Origin of the sequence: Escherichia sp. GZ89 (assembly GCF_019366485.1) — a bacterium.
GTDB classification, from domain to species: Bacteria; Pseudomonadota; Gammaproteobacteria; order Enterobacterales; family Enterobacteriaceae; genus Escherichia; species Escherichia fergusonii.
In genome coordinates this window covers 369,575-382,872 of sequence record NZ_JAEOHX010000002.1, presented here as the reverse complement: position 1 = coordinate 382,872, position 13,298 = coordinate 369,575, and the positions used below count along the sequence as shown (strand labels likewise).

Sequence of the window (13,298 nt, the reverse complement as noted above, 5' to 3'; positions counted from 1 at the left end):
ATCCTATGCAAAAAGTTGTCCTCGCAACCGGCAATGCCGGTAAAGTGCGTGAGCTGGCGTCGCTGCTTAGCGACTTCGGTCTTGATATCGTGGCCCAAACAGACCTCGGCGTAGATTCTGCCGAAGAAACCGGCCTGACCTTTATCGAAAACGCGATTCTGAAAGCACGACACGCGGCAAAAGTGACCGGTTTACCAGCAATTGCCGACGACTCTGGTCTGGCGGTAGATGTGCTTGGCGGCGCGCCTGGGATTTACTCCGCACGTTATTCCGGTGAAGACGCGACCGATCAAAAGAATCTGCAAAAACTGCTGGAAACTCTGAAAGACGTACCGGACGACCAACGTCAAGCGCGTTTCCACTGCGTGCTGGTATATCTGCGCCACGCGGAAGATCCGACTCCGCTGGTGTGCCACGGTAGCTGGCCGGGCGTGATTACTCGTGAACCGGCGGGTACTGGCGGCTTTGGTTATGATCCAATCTTCTTCGTGCCTTCCGAAGGTAAAACTGCTGCCGAACTGACCCGCGAAGAAAAGAGCGCCATTTCCCACCGTGGTCAGGCATTGAAACTGCTGTTGGACGCTTTACGAAATGGTTAAATTACCGCCGCTGAGTCTCTACATTCACATCCCGTGGTGCGTGCAGAAATGTCCGTACTGCGATTTCAACTCTCACGCGTTGAAAGGAGAAGTGCCGCACGACGATTATGTTCAGCACCTGCTTAACGATCTGGACAACGATGTGGCTTACGCTCAGGGCCGTGAAGTGCAGACAATCTTTATTGGCGGTGGCACGCCGAGCCTGCTTTCCGGCCCGGCGATGCAAACGCTGCTGGACGGCGTGCGTGCGCGTTTGCCGCTGGCAGCGGATGCAGAAATTACTATGGAAGCGAACCCAGGCACGGTAGAAGCCGATCGCTTTGTCGATTATCAGCGTGCTGGTGTAAACCGCATCTCTATTGGTGTGCAGAGTTTTAGTGAAGAAAAGCTAAAACGACTTGGACGTATTCATGGCCCGCAAGAAGCGAAACGGGCGGCAAATCTGGCAAGCGGGCTGGGGCTGCGTAGTTTTAACCTTGATTTGATGCATGGGCTGCCGGATCAATCACTGGAAGAGGCGCTTGGCGATCTACGCCAGGCCATTGAACTGAATCCGCCGCATCTTTCCTGGTATCAACTGACCATCGAACCTAATACGTTGTTTGGCTCACGCCCTCCTGTACTGCCGGACGACGATGCATTGTGGGATATCTTCGAGCAAGGGCATCAGTTATTAACGGCTGCGGGTTATCAGCAATATGAAACCTCCGCTTACGCCAAACCGGGTTATCAGTGCCAGCACAATCTCAACTACTGGCGATTTGGCGACTACATCGGCATCGGCTGCGGGGCGCACGGCAAAGTCACCTTCCCGGATGGGCGCATTCTGCGCACCACCAAAACGCGGCACCCGCGTGGTTTTATGCAGGGGCGTTATCTGGAAAGCCTGCGTGATGTCGAAGCCACAGATAAGCCGTTTGAGTTCTTTATGAACCGCTTTCGCTTGCTGGAGGCCGCACCACGCGCAGAGTTTAGTGCGTATACCGGGCTTTGCGAAGATGTGATTCGCCCACAGTTAGACGAGGCTATCGCTCAGGGTTATCTCACAGAATGTGCGGATTACTGGCAGATAACCGAGCACGGTAAATTATTCTTAAACTCACTTCTTGAATTATTCCTCGCTGAGTAATCATTAATGCGCCTGCGGGCGCATTAATCACTTCTTTTATCCCCCCGTTAATTAACTTCGGCAAAAATATATTTCTTACTGAATAAATATCGACGATATTTATTATATATATTTAATGAATATTTACTAATCATTTATTGATTATAAACATGTACAACATAGCGCACAAAATTAATATTTAATTTCTGACTTTATTTCAAATTGTGATAAACATAGACAAGTTGTCAGACAGGTTAACCAATTTGTCGCACAAAGCACTGATAAACACAATTAGATATCAACCAATTTCCATCCTTCAACAGAGAGTTTTTATATGAAGATGAGGTCATTTACCCGCTCATTAGTCTGCGCATCCTTGCTGGCTCTGCTTAGCACTGGCGTAAACGCCGCAGAAAAAGTGACGTTAAAGTTAGCACACAACCTGGAAAGAAGTCATGTTGTGCATCAGAGTTTTGAAGAGCTGGCGAAAGAGGTAAAACAGCTGTCAAAAGGTAATATGGTGATCCGCATTTATCCCAGTAGCCAAATGGGTAACGCGCGAGAAACCATGGAGTTGTTGCAAAATGGCGCACTGGATATGACCAAGGGTTCAGCCAGTGATCTGGAGTCTTTTGATAATATTTATGCTATCTATAATTTGCCGTTCTTATTTAAAGATCAGGCGCACTTCAACAAAGTTGTTTTTGGTGAAGTTGGTAAAGAAATTATGGATTCAACAAAAGATAAAGGCTTTTTTGCTTTATCAGCTTATGTAGCGGGTACTCGCAGTTTCTATGCGAAAAAACCGATTACTAAGCCAGAAGATCTTAAAGGGCTGAAAATTCGTGTTCAGCCAAGCCCGACCACCATCAAAATGATTGAACTGATGGGTGGCTCCCCCACTCCAATTTCATTTGGCGAAGTTTATACTGCGATGCAGCAAGGTGTAGTAGATGGCGCAGAAAATAACGTGCCTTCCTGGGTGCAGACTCGGCATATCGAAATTGCCAAAGTCTTTTCTGAAGATGAACACGCCTCAATTCCGGACTTTTTGGTTATCTCCACCAAAACATGGAATAAATTAACCCCGGAACAGCAGCAAATTATCGAAACAGCGGCGAAGAAATCCGAAGCTTATCAACAAAAGTTGTGGGAAAAAATCGACGCTGACACTCGTGCTCAGGCGAAAGCCATGGGTGGTGAAATCGTTAAGGTTGATAAAGCCCCATTCCGTGCCGCAGTTCAGCCTCTGTTTGACGACTTCAAAAAAGATCCAAAACAAGCTGCTTTGTTAGAGAAATTCGACAACGCTGCTCAATAATATTCCGGGCCAGTCTCTGGCCCTGATTTTCCAGGATGCTTACAATGATATTTAACCGCCTGAAACTTGCGGTAGACCGCGTCATTGCCGCGTTTTCTGTCGCCGTCATGCTTGCTCTTGTTGTATGCGTAGTCTGGCAAGTATTTAGCCGCTACGTACTTAACCAGCCAAGTACATTAACCGATGAGCTGGCACGCTTTTTGATGATCTGGGTAGGATTATTAGGTGCTGCATATACCGTCGGCGCGCAGAGACATCTCTCTATTGATTTATTTGCTCTCGCCCTGAATAAGCGCAAACAATTACTTCTTAATATAGTCATTAACTTTCTCATTTTAGGCTTTGCCGGTTCGGTCATTGTGACTGGCGGCCTGAAATTAATTGATAAAACGCTGGCAACATCGCAAGTATCTGCCGCGATGCAAATACCGATGGGATACGTATATATCATTCTGCCATTAAGTGGAGCGGTGATGATGTTTTATGCCTTGTGTTTTATTAATCAAAGTATTCAACAACTGAAACAACATGCGCAGGAGGCCAGTTAATGGATAGTTATATCGTGCTTACACTGTTTGGCTGTTTTTTTGTACTTGTCTTCATTGGTGTGCCCATTTCGTTCTCAATCGGTATTGCGACTGTAACTTCAATGCTATTGATGTTTCCCTGGGATATCGCGGCAATTACTGTTTCGCAGCGACTGGCTAATGGACTGGATAACTTTGCCCTGTTGGCAATCCCCTTTTTCATCTTTGCCGGAACGCTGATGAACAGCGGCGGTATTGCGATACGTTTGATTAACCTCGCCCAGGTAATGGTTGGCCGCGTTCCTGGTTCACTTGGTCATGTGAACGTCCTGGCGAATATGATGTTTGGTTCTATTTCCGGTTCAGCCGTTGCGGCTGCTGCTGCCGTTGGTGGCACACTTAATCCCATTCAGACCAAAGAAGGTTATGATCCGGCATTTTCTACCGCTGTAAACGTCTCATCCTGTATTACTGGATTACTGATACCGCCCTCAAACGTGTTAATCGTGTTTTCCCTGACAGCTGGCGGCGTTTCTGTAGCATCGTTATTTATGGCGGGATATTTGCCAGGGCTCTTAATGGGTCTCGCGGTAATGATAGTCTGCGGCGTTATTGCTAAACGCCGTGGTTACCCACTTTCAGAAAGAGCAACCCTTGCCCAGGCATGTAAAGCGTTTCTGGATGCCTTACCAAGTTTGCTTCTGGTGTTCATTGTAATGGGCGGCATTCTGGGCGGCATTTTTACCGCAACTGAAGCGTCTGCGATTGCCGTTGTCTACACATTTATTCTCTCGGTGCTGATTTACCGGGAAGTAAAATGGCGCGATTTACCCAAACTGATTCTGGAATCGGTTGTTACCACTTCGATTGTATTACTGTTGATCGGTTTTTCCGTGGGCATATCCTGGGCAATGACTAATGCTGATATTCCTTATATGATCAGCGACGCGTTGATGGGGATTTCTGATAACCCACTGATCATATTGCTGCTAATTAATATCGTCTTATTAATTGTCGGTATCTTTATGGACATGACACCGGCTGTACTAATCTTCACACCAATCTTCTTGCCGATTGCACAAGAGCTGGGAATGGACCCGGTACATTTCGGTATTATGATGGTGGCCAACCTTTGTATTGGGCTGTTAACACCGCCGGTGGGTAGTGCGCTATTTGTTGGTTGTTCTATCTCTGGTGTGAAGATTCAACATTTGATCAAACCATTGCTGCCATTTTATGCCGCATTGTTAATCGCGTTGATGATGATCACTTATATCCCGCAAATTTCTTTGTTTGTTCCACAGTTATTGGGATTAATGTAAATAAGCCCTGAATAATTTATGTTGCAGACTATGCGACGTGATGTACGACGGAAATTACTCATTGCCGGATAAAACGTATTTATCCGGCAATGATATGCAACAATTATTTAATCACGCCCCGACGACGTAATTCGGTAATATCATTGTTCCAGCGGTCATACTCAGCTTGCAGATCTTCACTGGCATAGGCAAGTTTAATTCTTTCGTGATTCAATGCGGTTTGTTTATCACTGAGTGGTTTCACTTTTTTATCCAGCTCAGCCATGTCCGTTTTTATTTTCTCAAGCATCAACTGGTGCTGAGTGACGTAATAACGTTTCTTCTCCGCTACAACCGCATCACGCTCGGCGCGTAATGGCGCGGCATCACAGTCTGATTTTGCCTGACAAGCCGCAAGCGCAGGGGAATAAACAGTTTCATAATAGTTATTTTCAAATTTCAGCGGATCGTTTTGCCGATCGGCTTCATACATTTTCTGCAGCATTTCCTGCTGTACATTGTAACGGGTGCGTTGTTCTCCTTTTGCATCCTTGCCCCAGAAAGTTTTGATCTTTTCACCGACATCATCGTATTGTTTCTGAAGTTCCTTTTCCTGCTCTTTTGAGCGTTCGATCTTATCTTTCATCTCGCCATAGCCAGCTTCAACTTTTGCCAGTTGCGCATAAAAATTGCTGTCGGTAGTGATCAGATATTTTATTTTTTCATCGGGCTTGGGCAACGGGTAGCCCATATTTTTAGCCGCCGTTTGCATAGAGAAAAATTCAGTAGTCCACCCTGAATCTGGCGTTCCTTTGGCTTTGATCATCGCGGAAAATTTCACCGATTGGTCTTTAACCCAGGTTTTTTCCATAAAACGATAATCAGCGGCCATTCCCGCCATAACATACAAATCTTCCGTTGCCGACATATCCCCTTCAGCAGACCAGGTTGACTGGTTGCCTTCGGAACTTACCGGTTTCAGGGATATTTGGTCGAGACGCATAATGCCCGCAAAATCGTCATTGAACTGCATCTTTAACGTCTTCTCATCAGGCGGTACTGCTTCTGCCCAAACGTACCCCGACATCAACACAAACAAAGTCGTGCCTACAATCCATTGCCTTTTCACCCGAAAATCCTCCCGTGGAATAATTTATTCCGGTGATTATCATTAGTGAATTAACAATTAGCAATGGACGTGAGTCTGAAGTGTAAATACCCCGGCAAGATGCCGGGGCGAGGTGATTAGTACTGATTGAAGATCTGCTGGATCTGCTGCGGATCTTTGGTTTGCGTCAGAGCCAGTTGCAGCAGAACACGCGCTTTTTGCGGGTTCAGCGTGCCAGAAGCGACGAAGCCGTATTTCGCATCATCCACTTCGGCATCCTGAGTGGTTGCGCCCGTTGGTACGCGAGAAGAACGCACTACCGCAGTGCCGTTTTTCGCGGCGGTTGCCAGGGTATCAAACACGGTTTTATACAAGTTACCGTTACCCACACCAGCACTTACGATGCCGTCATAGCCCGCGTCCACCAGTGCTTTAGCCGGAAGATCAGACGCGTTAGCGTAGTTATAAACAATACCGACTTTCGGCAGTTCATTCAGCTTAGAGACATCGAACGGTGTGTCGCCAGTATGCTTACGCGCCGGGGTACGCTGATAGTCAATCTTACCGTTGTGAATGTAACCCAGCGGACCATAGTTAACAGATTTGAAGGTCGCTACGTCGGTGGTGTTGGTTTTAGTGACATCGCGACCATCCAGCACGGTGTCGTTCATCACCACCAGAACGCCACGGTTGGCGGAGGCTTTATCTGCTGCGGTCACTACCGCGTTATACAGGTTGAATGGACCGTCTGCGCTCATGGAAGTGGAAGGACGCATTGCGCCGACCATCACCACCGGTTTGTCGCATTTCACCGTCAGGTCGAGGAAGTAAGCGGTTTCTTCCATCGTGTCGGTGCCGTGGGTAATGACGAAGCCGTCGGTCTTATCACAGTCGGTGTTAATTTTTTTCGCCAGTGTCAGCCAGACATCATCGTTCATGTCCTGGGAGCCGATATTAACGACCTGCTCACCTTTAACATTCGCAATGTCTTTTAGTTGCGGCACCGCATTAACCAAATTTTCTACGCCAACTTTACCTGCTGTGTAGTTAGATTTGGTTGCGGAGTCACCACCACCGGCAATCGTTCCTCCGGTCGCCAGGATAGTGATATTTGGCAGAGCCAGTGCTGCGCTGCTAAACCCCATAACCAGTGCGGCAAGTGCCGTCTTTTTGAAAAACTCCATTTCATTCCTCCAGTTACGTGAATCAAAGGCATTATTGAAATTCACGGGATGAATGATTTGATGTAAAGCAATTTACTGAACAAATATACTTTTCTAATTTCGAAAATCTGATTCGGTTAACAAAAATACTGAAAATGCAAAAACGGCACCGCAAATACCGTGCCGTTAGAAAAAGAAAGAAGAGATTATTTTAGGGTACTTACCAGCGCTTTGCGGCTGTCTTCGAGAGAAATCACGCGGTTACAGACATCTTTACCAAACTGCTGGAAGTCTTTTTCCTGCTTTTTCCATTCATCCTGAATTGACGTTTGTAGACCGCCGAGTCCGCCCAGCACATTTTGTAATGGGTTACCGCCGCTTTTCAGCACCGCTTTCGCCCCCATTTCGTTAATGCTGTCCTGTAAAATTCCGCCCATCGCCTGATTTACTAACTGCTGGCCTTCGGCACGAACTTGATCAATGGCTTTATAGTGGAACGTCAGGCCATCGCTGCGCGTTTCAATAATGCGGTTCATTTGCTCTTTTAATTGCGCATCAAGTTTGGTCAGACGGCTGCGCATTTTGCTGTTTTCGCCCATTTCCTGAACGATAATTTTATCCAGCGCGACACGGGCTTTCTCGACGCGGCTTTTCGCGCCTTCATCAATCCACGGCAATGTGCTACGTAGTTCTGTTTGATAATCTTGCGCCTGTTCACGTTGTGCGGCATTCAGTGAATACTGCTTGCCATTGAACATTACGTTGCCGTCCGGGGTAATCACCAGATTGCCGTTTTCGCCCGTCACCTGCACGGTTTTTGGGCTAAGGATCACATCGTCACTCGGTGTGACGCTGCACTGGTAGTCGGCATGAGCGACCATTGCCGTTACTGAAAGTGCTGCCGCCAGCAGCAGTTTGCGCATCATAGTCTTCCCTCAAGAAAAAATTAGGCCAGCATCTGCTGGCCCGTATGCTTTATTAGTCCCACCAAACGTCGAAAAGTTCGCTGGTGCGTACCTCATCCAGTTTGCGCTCTTCCAGCCACTTACGCACAACCGCCTGATGTTCTTCGGTGCATTTGCCGATTTCCTGCATGCAGATCAGACCTTCCCAGGCCAGATATCCGCTGCCGTCAAAGGCCAGTTTGTTCGGTTCGATAACCTCGTTAATAAAGTCATCAACGGTTTTATCAATCTGTTCTTCCGATGTACCTTCCGGGAATCGCCATGCCACCGAAAATCCTAATTCCTGGAATTCGTCGATGTGCATTTTTTTACGCAGACGACGGCTACGGTTCTTTGCCATTATTTCACCCTCTCGAACATTAAGTCCCATACTCCGTGACCAAGACGATGACCACGTTGTTCAAATTTCGTCACCGGACGTGATGCCGGACGCGGTACGTAATCATTGCTCTCTGACAGGTTTTTATAACCGTCAATAGAAGACATCACTTCAAGCATATGTTCCGCATAAGGTTCCCAGTCGGTCGCCATATGGAATACGCCACCCAGTTGCAGTTTGCTTTTTACCAGTTCGGCAAATGGCACCTGAACGATACGGCGTTTATTATGGCGCGCTTTGTGCCACGGGTCAGGGAAAAAGAGCTGCACCATGCGCAATGAATTGTCAGGAATCATTTTGTGCAGCACTTCAACCGCATCATGACACATCACGCGCAGGTTGCTTAAACCTTCTTCATGCGCAGAAGCCAGGCACGCACCAACGCCCGGTGAATGCACTTCAATGCCAAGGAAGTCCTGCTCGGGGCGATCTTTGGCCATTGCCACCAGCGACGCCCCCATGCCGAAACCAATCTCAAGCGTCACTGGCGCTTCACGGCCAAAAAGCGCAGGGAAATCCAGCATATCTTCGCTGAACTCAACGCCCATCACCGGCCAGTAGTTTTCCAGCGCATGTTCCTGGCCTTTGGTCAGTCGCCCCTGGCGGCGCACAAAACTACGGATACGGCGCAGTGGGCGGCCGTTTTCATCAAATTCCGGTGAGATGACGTCGTTTTTCATAAAGATTTAGTCGCTTGTGAAAGTGTTCTGAAAACGGGCATTATCCAAAGTTAGTTGCCGGATGCAAGCATGATAAGGCCGTGGCTGCGGAAAGTTCCGGTTTACACCCTGCCGTCGCTGTGCTGCAATCTTGCCCCCAACAACAGTGAATTCGGTGACCATGCAAGCGTCGCAATTTTCAGCCCAGGTTCTGGACTGGTACGATAAATACGGGCGAAAAACTCTGCCCTGGCAAATTGACAAGACGCCCTACAAAGTATGGCTCTCAGAAGTGATGTTGCAACAAACTCAGGTTGCGACCGTTATCCCCTATTTTGAACGCTTTATGGCGCGCTTCCCGACGGTGACCGATCTCGCCAATGCGCCGCTGGACGAAGTTCTCCACTTGTGGACCGGACTGGGCTATTACGCCCGCGCGCGCAATCTACATAAAGCGGCACAGCAAGTTGCCACCTTACACGGCGGTAAATTCCCGGAAACCTTTGATGAGGTCGCCGCGTTACCGGGCGTCGGGCGTTCCACCGCAGGCGCGATTCTCTCACTTTCTCTGGGTAAGCACTTTCCGATTCTCGACGGTAACGTCAAACGCGTGCTGGCGCGCTGCTATGCTGTAAGCGGCTGGCCTGGGAAAAAAGAGGTCGAGAATAAACTATGGAGTTTGAGCGAGCAGGTGACGCCCGTGGTTGGCGTGGAGCGGTTTAATCAGGCGATGATGGATTTGGGCGCGATGATTTGTACGCGTTCGAAACCGAAATGTTCGCTCTGCCCGCTACAAAACGGGTGTATTGCCACCGCCAACAATAGCTGGTCGCTTTATCCAGGCAAAAAACCGAAACAGACGCTACCGGAGCGCACCGGCTACTTTCTGCTGTTACAGCACGAAAATGAAGTATTTCTGGCGCAGCGTCCGCCGAGCGGATTGTGGGGCGGTTTATACTGTTTCCCGCAGTTTGCCGATGAAGAAAGTTTGCGGCAATGGCTGGCGCAACGGCAGATTGCTGCCGATAACCTGACGCAGCTGACCGCGTTTCGGCATACCTTCAGCCATTTCCACTTAGATATTGTGCCTATGTGGCTTCCCGTGTCGTCATTCACCGGCTGCATGGATGAAGGCAATGCGCTCTGGTATAACTTAGCGCAACCGCCGTCAGTTGGCCTGGCGGCTCCCGTGGAGCGTTTGTTACAGCAGTTACGCACTGGCGCGCCGGTTTAGCGCGTGAGTCGATAAAGAGGATGATTTATGAGCAGAACGATTTTTTGTACTTTCCTGCAACGTGAAGCAGAAGGTCAGGATTTTCAGCTGTACCCCGGCGAACTGGGAAAACGCATCTATAACGAGATCTCCAAAGAAGCCTGGGCGCAGTGGCAGCACAAACAAACCATGCTGATTAATGAAAAGAAACTCAACATGATGAATGCCGAGCACCGCAAGCTGCTGGAGCAGGAGATGGTCAACTTCCTGTTCGAGGGTAAAGAGGTACATATCGAGGGCTATACGCCGGAAGATAAAAAATAAAAACAGAGCCGGAGGTCACCTCCGGCAACTTGCATAAAAACAAACACAACACGCACCCGGAATGATGAAAAAATATCTCGCGCTGGCTTTGATTGCGCCGTTGCTCATCTCCTGTTCGACGACCAAAAGAGGCGATACCTATAACGAAGCCTGGGTCAAAGATACCAACGGTTTTGATATTCTGATGGGGCAATTTGCCCACAACATTGAGAACATCTGGGGATTCAAAGAGGTAGTGATCGCCGGTCCTAAGGACTACGTGAAATACACCGATCAATATCAGACCCGCAGCCACATCAACTTCGATGACGGTACGATTACTATCGAAACCATCGCCGGGACAGAACCTGCCGCGCACCTGCGCCGGGCAATTATCAAAACGTTGTTGATGGGTGACGATCCGAGTTCGGTCGATCTCTATTCCGACGTTGATGATATTACGATTTCGAAAGAACCTTTCCTTTACGGTCAGGTGGTGGACAACACCGGGCAGCCGATTCGCTGGGAAGGTCGTGCGAGCAACTTCGCGGATTATCTGCTGAAAAACCGTCTGAAAAGCCGCAGCAACGGGCTGCGTATCATCTACAGTGTCACCATTAACATGGTGCCGAACCACCTTGATAAACGTGCGCACAAATATCTCGGCATGGTCCGCCAGGCGTCACGGAAATATGGCGTTGATGAGTCGCTGATTCTCGCAATTATGCAGACCGAATCTTCCTTTAACCCCTATGCGGTCAGCCGTTCCGACGCGCTGGGGCTAATGCAGGTGGTACAACATACTGCCGGGAAAGATGTTTTCCGCTCGCAGGGGAAATCCGGCACGCCGAGCCGCAGTTTCTTGTTTGATCCTGCCAGCAATATAGATACCGGCACCGCGTATCTGGCGATGTTAAACAATGTTTATCTCGGCGGAATTGATAACCCAACATCGCGACGTTACGCCGTCATCACCGCCTATAACGGCGGCGCAGGCAGCGTGCTGCGAGTCTTTTCGAATGACAAGATTCAGGCTGCCAATATTATTAACACCATGACACCGGGCGATGTTTATCAGACTCTGACGACCCGCCATCCCTCTGCAGAATCTCGCCGTTATCTTTATAAAGTGAACACGGCGCAGAAGTCATACCGTCGCCGATAATGTTATTTCCGCTGCGTTAACTTTACGCAGCGGAAATAAAAAATGAGATCTTCATCACTATTCCTCTTGCAATTTGAAACTGCTTGCAAATTTTTGTGACGTACAACACCAGACTCTCACCAGAATTTGATATTATTCGCGTCACCAATTGATGTAATTACATCATAATCCTTCCAGAAATGTACCTTTGTTAACATCAACACGCATCGCGGTGTGAGGAAACTAACATGAATTTAAAGCTGCAGCTGAAAATACTCTCCTTTCTGCAGTTCTGTCTGTGGGGGAGCTGGCTGACCACCCTCGGCTCCTATATGTTTGTGACGCTTAAATTCGATGGTGCTGCCATCGGTGCTGTCTATAGCTCACTGGGTATCGCCGCCGTCTTTATGCCGGCCCTGCTGGGGATTGTTGCCGATAAATGGATAAGTGCGAAATGGGTATACGCCATTTGCCACACCATTGGCGCTATCACTCTCTTTATGGCGGCGGAAGTCACCACACCGGAGGCAATGTTCCTTGTGATTTTGATTAACTCGTTTGCTTATATGCCAACACTTGGGTTAATCAACACCATCTCTTACTACCGCCTGCAAAATGCGGGGATGGATATCGTTACTGACTTCCCGCCAATCCGTATTTGGGGCACCATCGGCTTTATTATGGCGATGTGGGCAGTTAGCCTCTCTGGTTTCGAACTGAGCCATATGCAGCTGTATATTGGCGCCGCACTCTCTGCCATTCTGGTGCTGTTTACCCTGACACTGCCGCACATCCCGGTTGCTAAACAACAAGCAAACCAGAGCTGGACAACCCTGTTGGGCCTCGATGCGTTCGCGCTGTTTAAAAACAAGCGCATGGCGATTTTCTTCATCTTCTCAATGCTACTGGGCGCGGAACTGCAGATTACCAACATGTTTGGTAATACCTTCCTGCACAGCTTCGACAAAGACCCAATGTTCGCCAGCAGCTTCATCGTGCAGCATGCGTCGATCATCATGTCGATTTCGCAGATTTCTGAAACCCTGTTCATTCTGACCATCCCGTTCTTCTTAAGCCGCTACGGTATTAAGAACGTAATGATGATCAGTATCGTGGCGTGGATCCTGCGTTTTGCTCTGTTTGCTTACGGCGACCCGACTCCGTTCGGTACTGTACTGCTGGTGCTGTCGATGATTGTTTACGGCTGCGCATTCGACTTCTTTAATATCTCTGGTTCCGTATTTGTGGAAAAAGAAGTTAGCCCGGCGATTCGCGCCAGTGCGCAAGGGATGTTCCTGATGATGACTAACGGCTTCGGCTGTATCCTCGGCGGCATCGTGAGCGGTAAAGTGGTTGAAATCTACACCCAGAACGGCATTACCGACTGGCAGACCGTGTGGCTGATCTTTGCTGGCTACTCAGTGGTTCTGGCCTTCGCGTTTATGGCAATGTTTAAATACAAACATGTTCGTGTACCTGCCGGTACGCAAACTACCAGCCACTAATAA

Annotated in this window: 14 protein-coding genes; 9 read left to right on the top strand and 5 right to left on the bottom strand. The window is 48.6% G+C overall.

Features of this window, described 5'->3' with window-relative positions; genetic code table 11:
* Nucleotides 1–5 precede the first annotated feature (5 nt).
* The 5 genes from K0335_RS06160 (at nucleotide 6) to K0335_RS06140 (ending at nucleotide 4,877) form a co-directional block, all read left to right on the top strand.
* A complete protein-coding gene (locus tag K0335_RS06160; RefSeq protein ID WP_001174747.1) occupies nucleotides 6–599 on the top strand; it encodes an XTP/dITP diphosphatase in 594 nt (197 codons plus the stop codon).
* On the top strand, nucleotides 592–1,728 hold the full coding sequence (gene hemW, locus K0335_RS06155; RefSeq protein WP_000239970.1) for a radical SAM family heme chaperone HemW: 1,137 nt from the start codon (nucleotides 592–594) through the stop codon (nucleotides 1,726–1,728). Before K0335_RS06160 ends, hemW begins: the two co-directional genes overlap by 8 nt.
* Nucleotides 1,729–2,041: 313 nt before the next feature.
* Nucleotides 2,042–3,028 (top strand): TRAP transporter substrate-binding protein, encoded by a 987-nt coding sequence (locus tag K0335_RS06150; protein WP_000783993.1) that lies wholly within the window; start codon nucleotides 2,042–2,044, stop codon nucleotides 3,026–3,028.
* Nucleotides 3,029–3,072: 44 nt separating this feature from the next.
* Nucleotides 3,073–3,576: a TRAP transporter small permease gene (locus tag K0335_RS06145; protein ID WP_000577031.1), complete on the top strand. Its 504-nt coding sequence runs from the start codon at nucleotides 3,073–3,075 to the stop codon at nucleotides 3,574–3,576.
* The gene (locus K0335_RS06140; protein ID WP_219393769.1) at nucleotides 3,576–4,877 is read left to right on the top strand and encodes a TRAP transporter large permease; all 1,302 of its coding nucleotides are present in this window, start codon (nucleotides 3,576–3,578) and stop codon (nucleotides 4,875–4,877) included. The genes K0335_RS06145 and K0335_RS06140 overlap by 1 nt, the downstream gene beginning before the upstream one ends.
* A 103-nt stretch (nucleotides 4,878–4,980) precedes the next feature.
* Here K0335_RS06140 and K0335_RS06135 read toward each other — a convergent pair whose 3' ends face one another.
* The 5 genes from K0335_RS06135 to trmB form a co-directional block, all read right to left on the bottom strand.
* Nucleotides 4,981–5,985, bottom strand: coding sequence for a DUF1202 family protein (locus tag K0335_RS06135; protein WP_181199298.1), 1,005 nt, complete (start codon nucleotides 5,983–5,985; stop codon nucleotides 4,981–4,983).
* Between the two features lie 116 nt (nucleotides 5,986–6,101).
* Complete coding sequence (ansB, locus tag K0335_RS06130) at nucleotides 6,102–7,148, bottom strand: L-asparaginase 2 (protein ID WP_000394143.1); 1,047 nt, start codon at nucleotides 7,146–7,148, stop codon at nucleotides 6,102–6,104.
* A 185-nt stretch (nucleotides 7,149–7,333) separates the two neighbouring features.
* Entirely contained in the window at nucleotides 7,334–8,053 is a 720-nt protein-coding gene (locus K0335_RS06125) for a DUF2884 domain-containing protein (RefSeq protein ID WP_160193705.1), read from the bottom strand.
* Nucleotides 8,054–8,105: 52 nt separating this feature from the next.
* A complete protein-coding gene (locus tag K0335_RS06120) occupies nucleotides 8,106–8,432 on the bottom strand; it encodes a YggL family protein (protein WP_104920308.1) in 327 nt (108 codons plus the stop codon).
* Nucleotides 8,432–9,151 carry a tRNA (guanosine(46)-N7)-methyltransferase TrmB gene (gene trmB / locus K0335_RS06115; protein ID WP_000786911.1) on the bottom strand — a complete coding sequence of 240 codons (720 nt, stop codon included), beginning with the start codon at nucleotides 9,149–9,151 and terminating at the stop codon, nucleotides 8,432–8,434. The genes K0335_RS06120 and trmB overlap by 1 nt, the downstream gene beginning before the upstream one ends.
* A 160-nt stretch (nucleotides 9,152–9,311) precedes the next feature.
* Between trmB and mutY the strand changes: the two genes are divergently transcribed.
* The 4 genes from mutY to nupG all read left to right on the top strand — a co-directional run bounded on the left by mutY (nucleotide 9,312) and on the right by nupG (nucleotide 13,295).
* Nucleotides 9,312–10,364, top strand: a complete 1,053-nt coding sequence (gene mutY, locus K0335_RS06110) for an A/G-specific adenine glycosylase (protein WP_104920309.1) — start codon at nucleotides 9,312–9,314, stop codon at nucleotides 10,362–10,364.
* Between the two features lie 27 nt (nucleotides 10,365–10,391).
* On the top strand, nucleotides 10,392–10,667 hold the full coding sequence (locus K0335_RS06105) for an oxidative damage protection protein (protein ID WP_000091700.1): 276 nt from the start codon (nucleotides 10,392–10,394) through the stop codon (nucleotides 10,665–10,667).
* 64 nt (nucleotides 10,668–10,731) lie between these two features.
* Nucleotides 10,732–11,811: a membrane-bound lytic murein transglycosylase MltC gene (gene mltC, locus K0335_RS06100; RefSeq protein ID WP_104920310.1), complete on the top strand. Its 1,080-nt coding sequence runs from the start codon at nucleotides 10,732–10,734 to the stop codon at nucleotides 11,809–11,811.
* Nucleotides 11,812–12,038: 227 nt separating this feature from the next.
* The gene (gene nupG / locus K0335_RS06095) at nucleotides 12,039–13,295 is read left to right on the top strand and encodes a nucleoside permease NupG (protein WP_001049783.1); all 1,257 of its coding nucleotides are present in this window, start codon (nucleotides 12,039–12,041) and stop codon (nucleotides 13,293–13,295) included.
* The last annotated feature ends 3 nt before the right edge of the window (nucleotides 13,296–13,298 follow it).